This is a genomic window from Pelagovum sp. HNIBRBA483, from assembly GCF_040931995.1.
GTDB lineage: Bacteria > Pseudomonadota > Alphaproteobacteria > Rhodobacterales > Rhodobacteraceae > JAEPMR01.
In genome coordinates this window covers 2,564,519-2,581,591 of the sequence record NZ_CP162412.1, presented here as the reverse complement: position 1 = coordinate 2,581,591, position 17,073 = coordinate 2,564,519, and the positions used below count along the sequence as shown (strand labels likewise).

Genomic DNA, 17,073 nt, shown 5'->3' with positions numbered 1-17,073 from the left:
GAGGGCGCGCAAATGTTTCCCAATAAGCAAACCGCCGATAACCTCCTCGAAGCTGCGCAAGTGGCCGAGGTCCGTGGCCGCTCCCTCTGGCGCGATGCCGCTGACCGTTTCCTCAAGAACAAAGCCGCCGTTGGCGCTCTGATCACCCTCATCCTGATCGGCATCTTCGCCCTGTTTGGCGACCTGATTGCCGTATGGAACAACGAAGAGATCGACTGGGGCATCATGGGCCAGATCGCGCAAAAGGGCGCGCCCTCCATCGCCAACGGTCACTATTTCGGGGCCGATGAACTGGGCCGCGACCTCTACTCCCGCACCGTGCAAGGCACCCGTATCTCGATCATGGTTGGCGTTGTCGGTTCCGTGATCGCCGTTGTGGTCGGCACGCTCTACGGCGCGGTGGCGGGCTATTTCGGTGGCCGGATCGACAATATCATGATGCGGATCGTCGATATCCTGATGGCGATCCCCTTCATGTTCGTGCTGATCCTGATGCTGGTGATCTTCGGGCGCTCGATCTTCATGCTGTTTGTCGGCATCGGCCTGATCTCATGGCTCGATATGGCCCGCATCGCCCGTGGTCAGACCCTGACCATCAAGAATAAGGAATTCGTCGAAGCTGCCGTCGCCACAGGCGTCCGTCCCTTCACGATCATCCTGCGCCACATCGTGCCAAACCTCTTGGGCATCGTCGTGGTTTACGCCACGCTCCTGATCCCCGGCCTGATCCTGACCGAAAGCTTCATCAGCTTCCTCGGCCTCGGCGTGCAGGAGCCGAACACCTCGCTCGGCGCACTGATCTCCGCCGGCGCAGGCCAGATGCAATACGGTGTGATCTGGCAGCTCTACTTCCCGCTCTTTTTCTTCCTCGTCACGCTTTTTGCCTTCTTCTTCGTCGGCGATGGCCTGCGCGACGCACTCGACCCGAAGGACCGCTGACATGAGCCTGCTCGAGATTGAAAACCTCACAGTGACCTTCCAAACCGGCGATGGCCCCGTCAACGCGGTCAACGGCGTGTCTTTGGGCATCGACGCGGGCGAAACCCTCGCCGTGGTGGGCGAAAGCGGCTCCGGCAAAAGCCAGACAGCCTTCGCCGCTATGGGTCTGCTGGCAAAGAACGGCGCCGCCACCGGCACCGTCCGTTTCGATGGGCAAGAGTTGCTGAAGCTCTCCAACCGCGAGCTGAACCGCGTCCGCGCGCAAGAAATCGCGATGATCTTTCAGGATCCGATGACCTCGCTGAACCCGTATCTGCGCGTCAGCGACCAGATGACAGAGGTGCTCCAACTGCACAAAGGCATGTCCCGCAAGGAGGCCACTGCCGAGGCGGTCCGTATGCTCGACGCGGTGCGCATCCCCGATGCCCGCAACCGCATCACCAACTTCCCGCACGAGTTCTCCGGCGGTATGCGCCAGCGCATCATGATCGCGATGGCGCTCCTCTGCCGCCCGCGCCTCCTGATAGCGGACGAGCCGACAACCGCGCTGGATGTGACCGTTCAGGCGCAGATCATGGAGCTTTTGGGCGACATCCGCACCGAGTTCGGCACCGCCGTGATCCTCATCACGCATGACCTTGGCATCGTCGCGGGCTTCTGTGACCGCACGCTCGTGATGTATGGCGGCCAGATCATGGAAGAAGGCCCGACGAACGATGTCTTTGCCGCGCCTTCGCACCCTTATACACGCGGCCTGCTGAAGGCCGTTCCGCGCCTCGACCGCGACGAAGACAGCCTGCAAACCATCGCAGGCGAGCCGCCGGATATGTCGCGCCTGCCCGCCGGCTGTCCTTTCTCGCCGCGCTGCGATCAGGCCATGGAGACATGCCCCGTTAACCGCCCCGCGCTTGAGGGCTTTGACGGCAACCGCCGCCGCGCCTGCCACCTGAACGTCAAGGAGGTCGCGTAATGGCCACCGATCCGATCCTCTCCGTCCGCGATCTTCAGGTGACGTTCGATATCCGCCGTCAGGGCGCATGGCCGTGGACCCCGCCGATGAAGCTCCACGCCGTTGGCGGCATCAGCTTCGATCTGCCCGCAGGGCAGTGTGTCGGCATCGTCGGTGAAAGCGGCTCTGGCAAATCCACGCTGGCCCGCGCCATCGTCGGCACCGTGCCGATGTCCGGCGGCTCTGCTTTGTTCGAGGGCCAAGACCTCGCCACAATGTCCCCTAAAGCCCGCCGCCGTCACCGCCGCAACGTTCAGATGATCTTTCAGGATCCGCTCGCCGCGCTCAACCCGCGCATGACCGTGGGCGAGATCATCGCCGAGCCGCTGATCACCCATGAACCAAAGACCCCGCGCAAGGAAGTGAAGCGCCGCGTGGCCGAGTTGATGGAGCGCGTGGGCTTCCTTCCCAACCTGATCAACCGCTATCCGCATGAGTTCTCCGGCGGCCAGTGCCAGCGCATCGGCATCGCCCGCGCCCTGATCCTCAAACCCAAGCTCCTGATCTGCGACGAGCCGGTTTCCGCGCTCGATGTCTCCGTACAGGCGCAGGTCGTGAACCTCTTGATGGAGTTGCAGCGCGACATGGGCCTGTCGATGATCTTCATCGCGCATGACCTTTCGGTGGTGAAGCATATCTCCGATCAGATCGTGGTGATGTATCTTGGCCGCGTGATGGAACAGGCCGATGCCCGCACCCTCACCACCCGCCCGCAGCACCCCTATACGCAAGCGCTGATCTCCTCCGTGCCGGTTCCCGATCCGGTGTTGGAAAAGGCCCGCCCCCGCATGGTGATCGAAGGCGAACTGCCCTCACCGCTGAACCCGCCCTCCGGCTGCGTGTTCCGCACCCGCTGCCCAAAGGCGCAAGCCTTCTGCGCGGCCGCCCTCCCCGAAATGCTCGATCTCGGCAATGCCCACACCGTTGCCTGCCCCTTCCACGAGGTCGAAGAGGTGCTCGCGGTCGAGGCATAGGCCGCGCGCATATCAAACCGTGATGTAAATAAAACTTTACATTCGTGGCCCGCATTCATATGTAAAGTTTAGTTTACATATGGAGCATGATCATGAACCGCTTTCTGGATGCGATCCTCGTCAGGGGCTTGCCGGAAAAAGACAAGCGCAACGCCAATCGGGTCAATCTTTGGGCCTTTGGCTGGATGCTGAGCCTCCTCGCGCTGTCGCTCCTTGGTATTGGCGAAAAGCAAGGACTCTCCTTGGTGGCTCTCGCGCTGTTGGCGCTGCATGTGCTCTGTGGCCTTTGCCTGATCCTTTCCTATCGCCGCTTCCTGCGCCTGCTCGACGAAATGGAGCGGAAAATCCAGCTTGAAGCGCTCGCCCTCTCCGTGGGCGTGACCATCGTGGCCTTCTCCATCGCCAGCGTTCTGGGCCAGTATAACGTCATCCCCCCGATCAACGCCGCCGCCTTGGTTGCGCTCATGGCGCTCACTTACATGGGCGGCTTGATCGTCGGTCGGCTGCGCCTCACATGAAGAACAACCTCGTCGATCTGCGCCGTGCGCAGGGCATGACGCAAGCAGATCTGGCAGCGCGTCTGGAGGTGTCCCGCCAGTCGATCATCGCCATCGAAAAGGGCAAGTTCGACCCTTCGCTATCCCTCGCACTCAAAATCGCCCGCTTGTTTGACCGCCCCGTTGAGGAGATTTTCCAAGACGATTCCTGAAGGCCCGCTCCCTTCCGTATACGCCTGAAAGTTGACCGATCATCGCAAAAGCGTCAGGCTGAACTGGGCGATTGGTGGCCCATCCGTGGGGGAGAAGGAGCCTATCATGACACAGCATTTAACCGGCGGCTGCAAATGCGGCTTGGTCCGCTACAGTGGCACCTTGGCCGCATTTCCGATGATCCGCTGCCATTGCCGTGACTGCCAGCAACTCACCGGCACCGGACACGCCGACATGATGCCCTTGGACGAGGCAACGTTTCAGATCACCGACGCCTGCAAGGTCTTTGAAATGACCGGCGATACCGGCGGGCGCAGCTTGAGCGGCTTCTGCCCCGACTGCGGGTCACAACTCACGCGCCGCTTCGATACGCTTTCCGGCAAGGTGTTCGTCCACGCCGCTTCGCTCGATGATCCGACCGCCTATACCCCGTCGCGGTCGATCTTCACCGGATCGGCGCAGCCTTGGGACCACGACATCATTGCAGCCAAAGCCTAACGCCCGCCACTACAGCGCCATCGCCATCTCATGCCAGCGCATCCCGCCGTGGTCAGAGGCCGACGGGCGCAGGTAGCCATAGCCGAGCTTCTCATAAAGCGGCACATGCTGGTCCTTGCACATCAGGTAAATGCGGCCTTTTCCCATCTCCCGCATCCGCGCGACGAACGCCTCCATCAGCACCCGCGCGAGGCCGTGCCCCTGTCGCGACGGGTCCACCACGACCGACAGGATCACCACATTCGGCGCATCAGGGTCATGCCCGCGCAGCTCCTTGAAGGCCTCATCAGCCATATCGACCACACGCGCGCAGCCGCAATTGATAAATCCGGCGATCTCCTCGCCATCCTCCAGCACGAGAAACCCCTCAGGGTAGTCCGCGATCCGTTTGGCAATTTTGGCAAGCGTCGCCGCCTCGTCCCCCTCATAGGCCGCTTGCTCGATGGCAAAGCAGCGGTCGGCGTCATCGGGGAGGGCGGTGCGGAGGTTCTGCATGGCCCAGCATAGGCCGATTTCGTGCCGCGCGCCAACAGCGGTGCGCCTAGTAATCCTTCTCGAAGAAGATCCCGAGGCTGCTTTTACCATCATTTGCTGTGCTGCCCCGCGCTGTCACGCCGGGGGCGATGTCGAGGTTCAGCGTGATCGCGCTGCGCCCATCGCTGCCGATCTCCACGCCGGTATAGAGGTTTTCCCCCAGATATTGTCCCAGCCGCACCGCCGCCGCGCCATTGCTGCTGGTGATCACATCCAGATCATCAAGCCCGATTCCGCTGCGGATTTGATCCAACAGTCCGCCGCTTCGTCCCGCCAATGTGCTGGCGGCGCTGGCAAGCTGAACCGCCTGTAGCGGCGTGATCTCCGAGAAGTCCCGCCCGAAAATGAGCTGCGCAAGTATTTCATCCTGCGGCAGGTTCGGCACCGAGGTCAGGCGGATATCCGGCGCGTCGGCCGGGCCTTCAACGATGATATTCACCTCCAGCCCCGTGCGGGTGGTGGTGCTCGCCACGAGCCGCAACACGGGCAGGAAATTGCCCTCCACCCGCGCCGCCCCTTCGGTGAGGGTGAAGCGCTGTTGCAGGATATCCAGCCGCCCGCGAATGAGGTTAAACTGCCCCTGCGGGATCACCTGATTGCCATTGCCGGTCAGGGTCAGCCTGCCACCCAGCTCCGCATCAAGCCCGCGCCCGCGCACGAAAAGGCGCTGCGGCGCGTCGATGCTCAGGTCTATCGTCACCCCGCCGCCGGTGCGGGGGCCGCTGTCACTCATGGCTTCCGTCCCGTCCAGCGTGAGGCCCGCGCGTTCGAGCGTCTGGCGAATGCCCGCATCCGCACCCTGATGGCGAACCTGCGGCAGCGCACCCACCGCGCCGATGGGCGATGATGGCACGCGCAGCTCTGCCTGTGGCACACGGATATCGCCGCTCAGGCGGCTCCGGTTGAGCGGGCCGCGCAGCTGCAAACTACCATCGACAACCGCTTCATAAAGCGCCGGATTGCGGACGATCAGGCGGTCCAGCAGCGCGTTCAGGTCAGCCGCAAAGGGCGGTGCCAGCCCGATCCGGCCGGAAAGGAGCACATTGCCGGATTGCGGCGCAAGCGTGCTCGAAAGGTCAATGTCCGCATTCCCGTTTTGCAGGCGAATGGTACCGCTAATGTCCTCCAGCGCCTGCCCAAATGTCGGCGCGGTCAGCCGCCCGCCCTCAACCGTGATGTCGCCCGCCAATGATGCGAGCGTCGCCGGCCCGTCGATGCGCAGGTCATAGCGGGTCATGCCGCCCACACGGCGCGGCGCGATGAACGGGTTCGCCAGCCCCAGCGGCGCTCGCCCGCGTAAAGTGCCTGTCGCGCGGCTCATATCGGTGGCTAATGTGCCTTCGGCCGCGATCGTGATTCCGCCCGGCCCTTCACCGCCCGCGCTGATTGCCCAAGGGTCGCTTGCTCCGTCGCGTATCGCTTGCACACCAAAGGACGCAGGCCCGCTGAGTTCCGGCACCAAAAGCCCGATGTCCACCAACTGCGCACTGATCTCCGCCGCGCTTGCGGCTTCCGACAGGCCGCCGCTTCCGGTCACGGCGCCATTGCCCGTGCGTATCTCGAGGGCCGTCAGCCGTGTGCCCTCGGTATCCCGCTCCAACGCCAGATCAAGCGTTCCCGCCCCGCGCAACAGGGCGTCGATCTCAGGTTGATCGAGCGACAGATTTCGCGTCCGGCCCGAAACATCAACCGCCAGCGCACCCTCGCTCGGTTCATAGCGGGCGTTCACCGCCAGATCGCCGCCACCGCCCAGTTGCCGCCCCGCCAGCCCGCTGAACCGGCCAAAATCCGCGCTGCTCGCTTGCAGCGTTGCCGTCAGCACCAGCGGCGCGAAATCCAGCGCCGCGCTTCCGTCGAGCGCCAGATCCGGTCCGTTGAGCGCGATCACCGGCAGGCTCAACGGCCCGTCGCCCTGCCGCTCCATCACCAGCCGCCCCGCCAGCGCCTTTCCAAGCGCCGCGCCAAGTGCCGCATCGGCGAACTGCATCTCCTCTGCCGTCAATTCCAGATCGGCGGTGAACAGATGATCGGCCGCGTCGGCGCTCTCCAGCCCCGCGATCCGCCCGCCGCCGGTCATTGATAGGACCGGCAGCCGCCATTCGTCGCTTTCCAGCCCTTCCAGCGCCGCGTTCAGCGTCCAGCGCTCGCCCCGCGCCGCGTCAAAGGCCAGCGCCACCGTGCCGCCCTCAACCGACGTATCCGCCGCCGCAAAGGGCAGGCGCAACGGCCCGTCCGCCGCTGCGCCATCCAGCGCGGCGCTCATCACCATCCGGCGCGGCCAGCCATCGGCGTCCAGCGCCGCCGCGCCGCTCAATTGCAGCGCCCCGGTTTGCAGCGCGATCCGCTCGATATCCGTCGCCCCGTCCACATGCCGCGTGACCAAGGCGTCCAGCCCGCTCTCGTCGCCAAAGAACGGATGATACTCCGCATCGACCAGCGCCCGCACGTCGCCCGCCAGCGCTAGCCGCAGCCGCGTTGCGCCGCTTGCCATGCGCCGTGCGCCCACCGCGCCGGTCAGTCGCGCCGTGCCATCGGTTTCCAAGGCGATATCGGCGTTGAAATCTGCCACCGGCCCCGTGCCCGCCACCGTCAACGCGACCGGCGGCAGTCCGGGCAGGTCCAGCGCCCGCGCCGCGATCCCGCCCGCGCCCTCGCTCAGCACAAGGTTCACCGCCAGATCATCGTTCGCTTCGTCGCGCAGCAGCGTCAGGTCAAACCGCCCCAACGCCCCGTCGCGCCGCTCCGCTTCCAACGCCACGTCCAGCACACCAGCGGCCAAGCTGCCGCGCCCGTCCAGCCGCAGCGCCATAGCTTCGCCCAACACGGTTGCGCCAAGGGTGATCTCTTCAGCCGCCAGCTGTCCGATCTCCACGCTCACCGGCAGTTCCGGCAAGCGCCACGCCCGCGCTTCCGCCGAGGGCAGCGCATCAGGGGCGGGCAGGGGGCGCCGGATCAGGTCAATCCGCCCCGCCGAAAGCTCGCGCACCCGCAGCGCCCGCGACAGCAGCGCACTGCGCTCCCAGTCGAGCACCAGCTCGCGCATATCCAGCCAGATGCCGTCCTGATCGGCGATGGTCAGCCGCTCGATCGTCGCCCGCGCAGAGAGCGCACCTTTGAAACCCGTGATATCGACCCGCCGCCCCTCACCCGAAAGGCTGTCCTCGATCAACCGCGTCAGAAAACCCTTGTCGTCGCTCTCTTGGGCCAGCGTGGCGAGCGGCAGCGCCAGCAACCAGAGCATCAACAAAAAGCGCATCGCACCGCGCATCAAAAGGCCTGCCCGATGCCAACGTAAAGGCTCACGCCCTTGCCCGTCTCGCCCTTGCCCAGCGGGGTTGCCACGTCCAGCCGGATCGGCCCGATGCCCGTATCGTAACGCAGGCCAAGCCCCGCACCGGCATGCCAATCGCTGTTGCTGCCGGTCACGTCAGCCGCCACCCAGCCAATATCGGCAAAGCCAACCATGCCAAACGCACCGTTGAGCGGCTGCCGCCATTCCGCGCTGAGCGCGGCAAACGCGCCCGCACCGCTGGCGCCGTCACCCGCCAGATCAGCACCCAGCGCCTGATAGGGCTGGCCGCGCACCGTGTCGCTGCCCCCGCTGTGAAAGAGGTAATCCGTCGGTGCGCGCGTCGCGTCCGCGCCCATCACCGCACCCGCTTGTGCCCGCAGCGCCATCACTTGTGGCCGCGCCGCATCTCCCAACGGCAGGTAATACCGCCCCTCGCTAAACAGCCGCAGGCCGCTGTCCAGATCACCCACACCGGCAAAAGGCGTGATCTCCAACGTGCCAAATAGCCCTTCACGCGGCGTATTGCGGTCGTCGCGCTGTTCCCACAGGCCTTTAATCGGCAGCGCCGCAAAGCTGTAACTGCGGTTTGTTGCCCCTTCGGTGGCCCGCGCTGTTGCCGCGCTGACGCCCGCCGAAAGGGTCAGCGTCGCGGTCACATCCCGTTCAAAGCTGACGCCGGCGCGCATTTGGTCCAGCCGGAAGTCCGGCTCGTCAAGCCGCATAACTTCTGCGCTCGCCACCATGTCGATCTTCGAGGTGAATGTCGCCGGTCGCCGCAGCGTCGCGTCGATAGAGGTATCAATACCGCCAGTTTCGCCCGCCAGCCCCGCGATCTCGGCGTCGATCCGCAGGTTTTCGGCCCCGCCCAAAAGGTTGCGATGCATCCAGAAGCCGCTCAGCGTCAGCCCTTCGGCAGTCGATACTTCCGCGCCCAGCCCGTAGCGGCGGGGCAGTTGCTCGCTCACTTGAATGTCTATCGGCAGTTGTCCGTTGGCATCCAGCGCCTCGCCTTCGCTGATCACCACGCTGCGGAAGGTGCCACTGTCCCTGAGCCGCGCGGCAGCTTGGTCGATTGCCTTCGGGTCGTACCTGTTCCCCTGCCGCAGGCCCGCGATCTGGGCAATGCGGGTGCTGCGCGTGGCCATATTGCCCCCGATCACCGGCTGCGCGATCTCGGCGGCCGGTCCCGCCTCCAGCGTCAATCGGGCGGAGAGGGTGCGGTCCTGATGCTGGGCGGTGATGTCTTGCGCCGCAATCCGCGCCAGCGGATGCCCCGCCGCCCGCCATGCGGCGACTCCCGCCTTTGCTGCGGCGCGGATCACGCCCGTTCCCGCCACCGCGCCGCTGGCAAACCCGTCCGGCAGAGCAGGGGAACCGCCCGTTTCCGGCAGCGGGCCGATGGTGGCTTCGGCAAAGCGGTACGCGGGGCCGGTATCAACCGTTATGGTGATCTCGTCGATGCGCTGCGTCTGGTCCAGTGGCGAAAGCGTCACCGCCTCCTGCCCGTCGATGCTGATCGACAGTTCAGCACCGAAATAGCCCGCCTCGTAGAGCACCGCGATCAGCCGTTGGTAATCCGCTTGCGCGGCCGCGATCAGGTCTTGCGCCGATGCCGCCGCCTGCGCATCCGCCATCGTGCTCGCGAGCAGCGAGCCTTGTTCCAGCGCCGCTTCGAGTGTGGCGTCACTCCCCGTGTCGAGCCGGAATTCGAGCGCCGTTGCTTGTGCTGTTGTGGCGGTCGTCGCGCCGATTGCCACAGCCAGCACAGCGCCGCGTGTCAGGGCGGCGATACGGGCGGCGGGGCGAAGGCGTTTGCGGGTGGTCACGTTTAGATCCCGTTAAAGTTTCTGCACCTGCGATATGCATGGATTGTGCATCACTTGTGCATCGGTTGTGCCCCCTTAATCTAGCCTGTTTCCATGCCCGCTTGAATGCCTGAAACGCCATCGGCGTTGATTTGCCGAAACGGTCCGCACCCTTCCTTGGAAACGGACTAAGTTCGTGAATTTAAAGTTGAAAGGATGATCCGCCACGCCCCGCGCCCTGCACACCGCTCCCGAAACAATTTATTATGATCGCTCTGTTACAATGGTCTGGTCACACGGCAAAACGGCACCACAACGCAAATCATCTGTATCGACGCCGTTTTCGTGGTTAAAAAGGGGTTAATTTTATTGGGTGAACGGGTCGTCCGGATAACCGACGCCAACAAGGTACAATCCGTCTGGCGGGCTCACTGGCCCACAGGCTGCACGGTCACGCGCCTCTAGCGCCAAGCGTACATCCTCCGGCGCCCAAGCTCCCGCGCCGACCCGCTCCAAGGTGCCCACAAAACTACGCACCTGATTATGCAGGAAAGACCGCGCCCGCACATGAAACCGGAACTCCGTCTGCCCCGCCTCCTGCCGCGTTTCCACCTCTAGCGCGTCGAGCGTCTTGACGGGGCTGTCTGCTTGGCAGATCGAGGAGCGGAAGGTGGTGAAATCATGCTTCCCGATCAGATGGTTAGCGCCTTCCTGCATGGCCTGAGCATCGAGCATATGATTGACCCGCCACGCGAGGTTGCGGTCATGTGTCAGCGGCGCACGGCGGCTGATCAGGCGGAACATATAGCGCCGCTCCACCGCGCTGAACCGCGCATGCCAATCATCCGTCACCCGCGCACAATCAAGGATCGCCACAGGCTCCGGTTTGAGGTGGAAATTCAGCGCCTCCGACAGCCGGAACGGGTCCCATTCCTTTTCCATATCGCACTGCGCAACCTGCCCCGTGGCATGCACACCGGCATCCGTCCGCCCCGCCGCCGCGATGGTATGAGCGCGCGGCTCCAGCTTCGCCAAGGCCGCTTCAATCGCGCCTTGCACCGAAGGCTGATCCGCCTGCCGCTGCCATCCCGCGAAAGGGGTACCGTGGTATTCGATTTTCAAAGCATATCTTGGCATATTCAGCCGGTATCCCACTCCGGCAAACTCATCAAGATCACAAGCCTACAAACTGCCGTCGCGAACCCCTATCTTGGGAGGGCGACAAAGGAGACGCGCGTGAACATAACTGATTTGGCCGATGGCATCCTGCGCCGCGCAGAGCACCTCGCGGAAAGCACTGTTGAGCGTGTCTCAAGCAATACGATCCGCCTTGGCGTAACGGGGCTTTCGCGCTCTGGAAAGACTGTTTTTATTACCTCTTTGGTCGCTAATCTGCTCAATACCGGCCGCATGCCGCAGCTGATTTCCGCCGCCGAGGGCAGGGTGCTCGCCGCCTATCTGGAGCCACGGCCCGCGGTGTCCGTCCCGCGCTTCCGTTACGAGGAACACCTCGCCACGCTTACCGGCGATGCACCCGACTGGCCCCAAGGCACCCGCCGTATCAGCGAATTGCGCCTGTCGCTAAAGATCCAGCCGCGCGGGCTTTTGTCGGGCCTCTCCGCGCCGCGCACCTTGCACATTGATATCATCGACTATCCGGGCGAATGGCTGCTTGATCTGGCGCTCTTGTCAACGAGTTACGCCCAGTGGTCCGAAGAGGTCATCGCCGGCCTGTCCCGCACCCCAGAGGGTGGCAAAGTGCAGGAACTCCTTCAAACCCTTTCTCCCGACGCGCCACCACCTTCAGAGGACCGCCTGACCGAAATTTCTGAAGCCTTCCGCGCCCATTTACGCGCCCTGCAAGCGGCAGGTTTTGCCGATTGTGGTCCGGGGCGGCTCCTGCTCCCGGGTGATCTCGAAGGCTCGCCCATGCTCAGCTTCGCGCCCCTGCCAGCGCCCGCGAATGGGCAGCGCGGCTCCCTTTACCGCGAATTCGAACGCCGCTTCGAAGGCTATAAAAAGAAGGTCGTTCAGCCCTTCTTCCGCGATCATTTTTCCCGCATAGATCGGCAGATCGTTCTGGTCGATGCGCTGGGTGCCCTCGCACAAGGCCCCGCCGCGCTCGACGATCTGCGCAAGACGATGGGCAAGGTGCTCGAAGCCTTCAAGCCCGGGCGCACTGGTCGGCTTGGAAGGTTGATCGGACTTTCCCGCGTCGAGAAGATTCTCTTCGCCGTCACCAAGGCAGACCACCTGCACCATAGCCACCATCCTGCGCTCACGGCATTGGGTGAGGCCTTATTGCAAGACGCCCGTGCCCGCGCCCGCTTTGCTGGTGCCGATACCGCCGCGATGTCGATTGCCGCGCTTCGTACCACGGTGGAAGACGAAGTTGCCGACGCAAGCGGCGCGAATATCGCCGTAGTCAAAGGTCGCATCGTGGATGGCGGCAAGCAGGTTGCCTTCCACGCCGGTGACTTGCCCGAAAACCCGCAAACGCTGTTGGCCGAGGCCGCGCGGCGTAGCGCGTCGTGGAAGGATCGTTCCTTTTCCAACGTCTCCTTCGCTCCCGCTCCGCTGACCCAAAGCACCACCGGCGGCCCGCCTCATATCCGGCTTGATAAAGCATGCGAATTTCTTTTGGGGGATCGCCTATGACACGCACCCGCGCCAACGCTTTTGTGACCGAGGACTGCACATGACCCAAGAAAAACAAGCGCGCGGCCCGCTGCTTCAGGATCTTGATCCGACTGCCCAACTCGATCCTTCTACTGCTGATCCGATTTCTGATCTCGGTCATGAGGTTGCGGAAGGGGTGCCAAGGCAAGCCATGCCTGCGCGCCCACCGCGCGGCCGCGTCATGGGTTTTCTCACGGCGGCTATTGGCATTTTGGTCAGCCTCGCTGTCAGCCTCTGGGCATGGGATTTTCTGATGGCATCCATCGCCCGTTCACCGGCCCTTGGTGCAGTGGTCGGCGGCCTGATCGCGGTGATCGTGGTGTTGGCCTTGTTCGTGCTACTGCGCGAGATGGTGGCACTTGGGCGCTTGCGAAAGATCGATGATCTTCGCCATGCGGTAGACGAGGCGCTATCGCTGTCCGATGTTCCCGCCGCGCGGAACAGCGCGGAAAGGGTCATGCATCTTTATCGGGGCCGTCCCGAACTGGCGTGGCAGCATGCCGATACGACCCGCGCCCTCACAGACGCGGTTGATGCCGATGCGGTCTTGGCGGCAGTCGAGCGGGGCTTTTTGATGCCCCTCGACACCCTTGCTCGGCAGGAGATCGAAACTGCCAGCCGTAAGGTCGCCGCTGCCACTGCCCTTATCCCCTTGGCGCTTGCTGATGTGGCTGTGGCGCTCCTGACGAACCTGTCGATGATCCGCCGCATTGCCGAAATCTACGGCGGCCGTAGCGGTGTCGTTGGCAGTTGGCGGCTCTATCGCGCGGTATTTTCCCATCTCGTCGCGACCGGGGCAATCGCGATCGGGGACGATTTGATCGGTTCGGTCGCTGGCGGTGGATTGTTGACGAAGGTATCGCGCCGCTTTGGTGAGGGCGTGATCAATGGCGCGCTGACTGCGCGTGTCGGCATCGCGGCAATGGAGGTCTGTCGACCTATGCCGTTTCAGGTCGGGTCGCGCCCGTCGGTTTCGGGTGTTGTCGGGCGCTCGGTGTCGGGACTGTTTTCCAAGTCCTCACGATGACCGAATGCCATTGCGCTCATGTTATGCTGGGCGCTGCGCTCATAGGCGGTGCTCAAGCGCTCGGCGAGCAACTCCCACGCGGATGCAGCGATTGGTGAGAGCGAGTCTTCGGCCGCCTTGCGGAACATACCCAGCCACCGTTCGAAATGCTCCGGCCGGATTTCCCCTGTTCTCAGGTGCTTGATCAGCGGGCTCGCGCTGTCCGATCCGTTGCCAAAAATGACATTTTCCCAAAACGCGGTCAGCCGTTCGATATGCTTCGGCCAGCTTTCGATATGCCTGTTGTAGATCGGGGCAAGCACCGGATCTTCCGAAATGCGCATATAAAGCCTCTCGACAAAAATGCCGACCTCTTCCTGCGAAATGGGAAAGCGGGGTTTCGACTTCATACCTTACCTTCTTCAGCGCCCCCTATTTCACAGGTTTTTCGTGTCGAGTGCAATTGAAAATCAACCCCGGCGGGAGAGCACTTTACCCTTCGGATGCCCCGCCCTATAAGGCGCCTATGGACCTGATCGGCACGTTCATAATTCGAATTATTAACCCGGCGCCTTGATACAAGGGACGCCGGGCAAAGGTGTATGACGCTTCGCACCGCCATTCGCTCACAGATTCACGAGATGTAAAAGGACGCCAAAAATGTGCGCCGACACTCCCGACTATAAAGAAACGCTGAACCTCCCCAAGACCGACTTCCCGATGCGGGCCGGATTGCCCAAGCGCGAGCCGGAATGGCTTGCCCGTTGGGATGAGATCGGCGTCTACGACCGCCTGCGCGAAAAGACCGGCCGCAAGAGCTTTACGCTCCATGATGGCCCTCCCTACGCCAACGGCCACCTGCATATCGGCCACGCGCTGAACAAGACGATCAAGGATATGATCGTCCGCTCGCACCAAATGATGGGTTTCGATGCCCGCTACATCCCAGGCTGGGATTGCCACGGTCTTCCCATCGAATGGAAGATCGAGGAGCAATACCGCCAGAAGGGCAAGAACAAGGACGAGGTGAACGTCGTCGATTTCCGTCAGGAATGCCGCAAGTTCGCCGAAGGCTGGGTCGATATCCAGCGTGAAGAATTCAAGCGCCTCGGCATCACTGGCAACTGGTCCGATCCTTACCTGACAATGAATTTCCACGCCGAGCGTGTCATCGCCGAGGAATTCATGAAGTTCCTTATGAACGGCACGCTCTATCAAGGCTCCAAGCCCGTCATGTGGTCGCCGGTCGAAAAGACCGCACTAGCCGAAGCCGAGATTGAATACCACGATCACAAGAGCCACACGATCTGGGTGCCGTTCGCCCCGCGCAATGGCTCGGGTGATTTGACTAACGCCCGCGTCGTGATCTGGACTACCACGCCTTGGACGATCCCGTCCAACAAGGCGGTCGCCTATAACGCGGCGATCTCCTACGGCCTCTACCGCGTCGACGCCACGCAGGACGAAAGCTGGACCAAGCCGGGCGAGCTGTATCTCTTTGCCGATGCCTTGGCCGAAGATGCGCTGCGCAAATCCCGCGTAACCGAATTCACCCGCGTGCGCGAAGTGGCCGCGAGCGAATTCGAAGGCATGATCCTCGCTCACCCGTTCAACGGTATCGACGGCGCGGATGGCTTCTGGGATTACGATGTTCCGATGATCGACGGTGATCACGTCACCGACGACGCAGGCACTGGCTTTGTCCACACCGCGCCGAGCCACGGCGCGGACGACTACGAAGCCTTCGTCAAGCGCAACTGGATGGACCGCATGACCCATAACGTGGGCGAGGAAAGTGAATTCCTCCCCCATGTGCCGTTCTTTGCAGGGCTTCAGGTGTTTGACCGCAAAGGCAAGGAAGGCAAAGCCAACGCTGCCGTGATCGAAAAGCTGGTCGAGGCAGGCGGCATCATCGCCCGTGGCCGCGTGACGCACTCCTACCCGCATTCGTGGCGGTCAAAGGCGCCCGTCATCTTCCGCAACACGCCGCAATGGTTCGCCGCGATCGACAAGCCCGTGGGCGACGGTCAGGATATGCACGGCAAAACCATTCGCGAGCGGGCACTGACCGAGATCGACAACGTCAAGTGGACCCCGCAATCCGGCCGCAACCGTCTCTATTCGATGATCGAGGCACGGCCTGACTGGGTTCTCTCGCGCCAGCGTGCATGGGGTGTCCCGCTCACCTGTTTCACCAAGAAAGGCGCACTGCCCACCGACGCGGATTTCCTTCTGCGCAATACGGAGGTGAATGCCCGCATCGCAGCGGCCTTCGAGGCCGAAGGCGCAGACTGCTGGTACGTCGATGGGGCCAAGGAGAGGTTCCTCAGCGGTATCGTCAACCCTGATGACTATGATCAGGTCTTCGACATCCTTGATGTGTGGTTCGATTCCGGCTCCACGCACTCGTTCGTTTTGCGGGATCGTGAAGACGGCTCCGAAGACGGCATCGCGGATGTATATATGGAAGGCACCGACCAGCATCGCGGCTGGTTCCATTCCTCGCTTCTGCAATCGGTTGGCACCACCGGCCGCGCCCCGTACCGCAATGTTGTGACCCACGGCTTCACGCTCGATGAAAAGGGCATGAAAATGTCCAAGTCGCTTGGCAATACGATCGTGCCAGAGCAGGTGATCAAGCAATATGGCGCGGATATTTTGCGTCTCTGGGTGGCTCAGGCCGATTATACGGCTGACCAGCGGATCGGACCGGAAATCCTCAAAGGCACCGCCGACAGCTATCGCCGTCTGCGCAACACGCTGCGCTTCATGCTCGGCAGCCTCGCTGATTTCTCCGAAGCTGACCGAACAGCCGCAGCAGATATGCCGGAACTGGAGCGCTGGGTGCTTCACCGTCTGGCCGAGTTGGACAAGGTCGTCCGCGAGGGCTACGCCGCCTATGATTTCCAAGGCGTGTTCCAAGCAATCTTCAACTTCGCGACGGTCGATCTTTCGGCATTCTACTTCGACATCCGCAAGGATGCGCTCTATTGCGATGGCGACACGCCGCGCCGCCGTGCCGCCCGCACGGTGCTGGACCTCCTGTTCCACCGTCTGACGACATGGCTCGCGCCGGTGCTCGTATTCACGATGGAAGAGGTCTGGCTGGAGCGTTTCCCGGGTGACGGCAGCTCGGTGCATCTGGTCGATTTCCCCGAAACACCGCGCGACTGGCTCGACGCCAGCCTCGCTGCGAAATGGGGTAAGGTCCGCCGCGCACGGCGTGTTGTCACTGGCGCGCTCGAAGTTCAACGCACGGAGAAGGTCATCGGTGCCTCGCTTGAAGCCGCGCCTGTCGTGCATGTCGATGCCGATACCGCCGAGGTGCTCAAGACCGTCACGTTCGAAGACATCTGCATCACCTCTGGCATTTCAGTATCCACCGATCCGGCTCCGGCCGAGGCTTTCCGCTTGCCGGAGGTCGATGGCATCGGCGTGGTGTTCGAAAAGGCCGATGGTGACAAATGCCAGCGCTGCTGGAAAATTCTTCCAGAGGTCGGCACCCATTCCCATACGGGTGTCTGCGGGCGTTGTGACGCTGCATTGGGTTAAGAAATCCTTGCCGGAGCGCTCGCGCCCTCCGGCAGACACTTTTCAGTTTGCGATCTGAGCTATAACTTTCCGCTA

The 17,073-nt window shown here is 62.9% G+C and carries 14 protein-coding genes; 9 read left to right on the top strand and 5 right to left on the bottom strand.

What is annotated here, in order from left to right; translation table 11 throughout:
• Positions 1-12: 12 nt before the first annotated feature.
• The 6 genes from AB1E42_RS12655 to AB1E42_RS12630 all read left to right on the top strand — a co-directional run bounded on the left by AB1E42_RS12655 (position 13) and on the right by AB1E42_RS12630 (position 4,130).
• A complete protein-coding gene (locus AB1E42_RS12655; RefSeq protein WP_368344593.1) occupies positions 13-939 on the top strand; it encodes an ABC transporter permease subunit in 927 nt (308 codons plus the stop codon).
• Between the two features lies 1 nt (position 940).
• Positions 941-1,909 (top strand): oligopeptide/dipeptide ABC transporter ATP-binding protein, encoded by a 969-nt coding sequence (locus AB1E42_RS12650; RefSeq protein ID WP_368344592.1) that lies wholly within the window; start codon positions 941-943, stop codon positions 1,907-1,909.
• Positions 1,909-2,922 (top strand): ABC transporter ATP-binding protein, encoded by a 1,014-nt coding sequence (locus tag AB1E42_RS12645; protein ID WP_368344591.1) that lies wholly within the window; start codon positions 1,909-1,911, stop codon positions 2,920-2,922. Before AB1E42_RS12650 ends, AB1E42_RS12645 begins: the two co-directional genes overlap by 1 nt.
• Positions 2,923-3,014: 92 nt before the next feature.
• Positions 3,015-3,440, top strand: a complete 426-nt coding sequence (locus tag AB1E42_RS12640) for a hypothetical protein (protein ID WP_368344590.1) — start codon at positions 3,015-3,017, stop codon at positions 3,438-3,440.
• The gene (locus AB1E42_RS12635) at positions 3,437-3,631 is read left to right on the top strand and encodes a helix-turn-helix transcriptional regulator (protein ID WP_368344589.1); all 195 of its coding nucleotides are present in this window, start codon (positions 3,437-3,439) and stop codon (positions 3,629-3,631) included. Before AB1E42_RS12640 ends, AB1E42_RS12635 begins: the two co-directional genes overlap by 4 nt.
• Positions 3,632-3,737: 106 nt before the next feature.
• On the top strand, positions 3,738-4,130 hold the full coding sequence (locus AB1E42_RS12630; protein WP_368344588.1) for a GFA family protein: 393 nt from the start codon (positions 3,738-3,740) through the stop codon (positions 4,128-4,130).
• Between the two features lie 9 nt (positions 4,131-4,139).
• Here the strand turns inward: AB1E42_RS12630 and AB1E42_RS12625 are convergent, their stop codons facing one another.
• The 4 genes from AB1E42_RS12625 to truA all read right to left on the bottom strand — a co-directional run bounded on the left by AB1E42_RS12625 (position 4,140) and on the right by truA (position 10,898).
• Positions 4,140-4,718: a GNAT family N-acetyltransferase gene (locus AB1E42_RS12625; protein WP_368344587.1), complete on the bottom strand. Its 579-nt coding sequence runs from the start codon at positions 4,716-4,718 to the stop codon at positions 4,140-4,142.
• The gene (locus AB1E42_RS12620) at positions 4,672-7,932 is read right to left on the bottom strand and encodes a translocation/assembly module TamB domain-containing protein (RefSeq protein WP_368344586.1); all 3,261 of its coding nucleotides are present in this window, start codon (positions 7,930-7,932) and stop codon (positions 4,672-4,674) included. Before AB1E42_RS12620 ends, AB1E42_RS12625 begins: the two co-directional genes overlap by 47 nt.
• The gene (locus AB1E42_RS12615) at positions 7,932-9,782 is read right to left on the bottom strand and encodes an autotransporter assembly complex family protein (RefSeq protein ID WP_368344585.1); all 1,851 of its coding nucleotides are present in this window, start codon (positions 9,780-9,782) and stop codon (positions 7,932-7,934) included. Before AB1E42_RS12615 ends, AB1E42_RS12620 begins: the two co-directional genes overlap by 1 nt.
• Before the next feature lie 345 nt (positions 9,783-10,127).
• Complete coding sequence (gene truA, locus AB1E42_RS12610) at positions 10,128-10,898, bottom strand: tRNA pseudouridine(38-40) synthase TruA (protein WP_368344584.1); 771 nt, start codon at positions 10,896-10,898, stop codon at positions 10,128-10,130.
• A gap of 99 nt (positions 10,899-10,997) precedes the next feature.
• Here truA and AB1E42_RS12605 point away from each other — a divergent pair, with 99 nt between their 5' ends.
• Both AB1E42_RS12605 and AB1E42_RS12600 read left to right on the top strand, forming a co-directional pair.
• The gene (locus AB1E42_RS12605; protein ID WP_368344583.1) at positions 10,998-12,419 is read left to right on the top strand and encodes a YcjX family protein; all 1,422 of its coding nucleotides are present in this window, start codon (positions 10,998-11,000) and stop codon (positions 12,417-12,419) included.
• A gap of 40 nt (positions 12,420-12,459) precedes the next feature.
• Positions 12,460-13,467, top strand: a complete 1,008-nt coding sequence (locus AB1E42_RS12600; protein WP_368344582.1) for a YcjF family protein — start codon at positions 12,460-12,462, stop codon at positions 13,465-13,467.
• On the opposite strand, the gene AB1E42_RS12595 is transcribed toward AB1E42_RS12600, so the two are convergent.
• The gene (locus AB1E42_RS12595; RefSeq protein ID WP_368344581.1) at positions 13,389-13,856 is read right to left on the bottom strand and encodes a group III truncated hemoglobin; all 468 of its coding nucleotides are present in this window, start codon (positions 13,854-13,856) and stop codon (positions 13,389-13,391) included. The genes AB1E42_RS12600 and AB1E42_RS12595 overlap by 79 nt on opposite strands.
• Before the next feature lie 250 nt (positions 13,857-14,106).
• On the opposite strand from AB1E42_RS12595, the gene ileS reads away from it, so the two are divergent.
• Positions 14,107-16,998, top strand: coding sequence for an isoleucine--tRNA ligase (gene ileS / locus AB1E42_RS12590; RefSeq protein WP_368344580.1), 2,892 nt, complete (start codon positions 14,107-14,109; stop codon positions 16,996-16,998).
• The last annotated feature ends 75 nt before the right edge of the window (positions 16,999-17,073 follow it).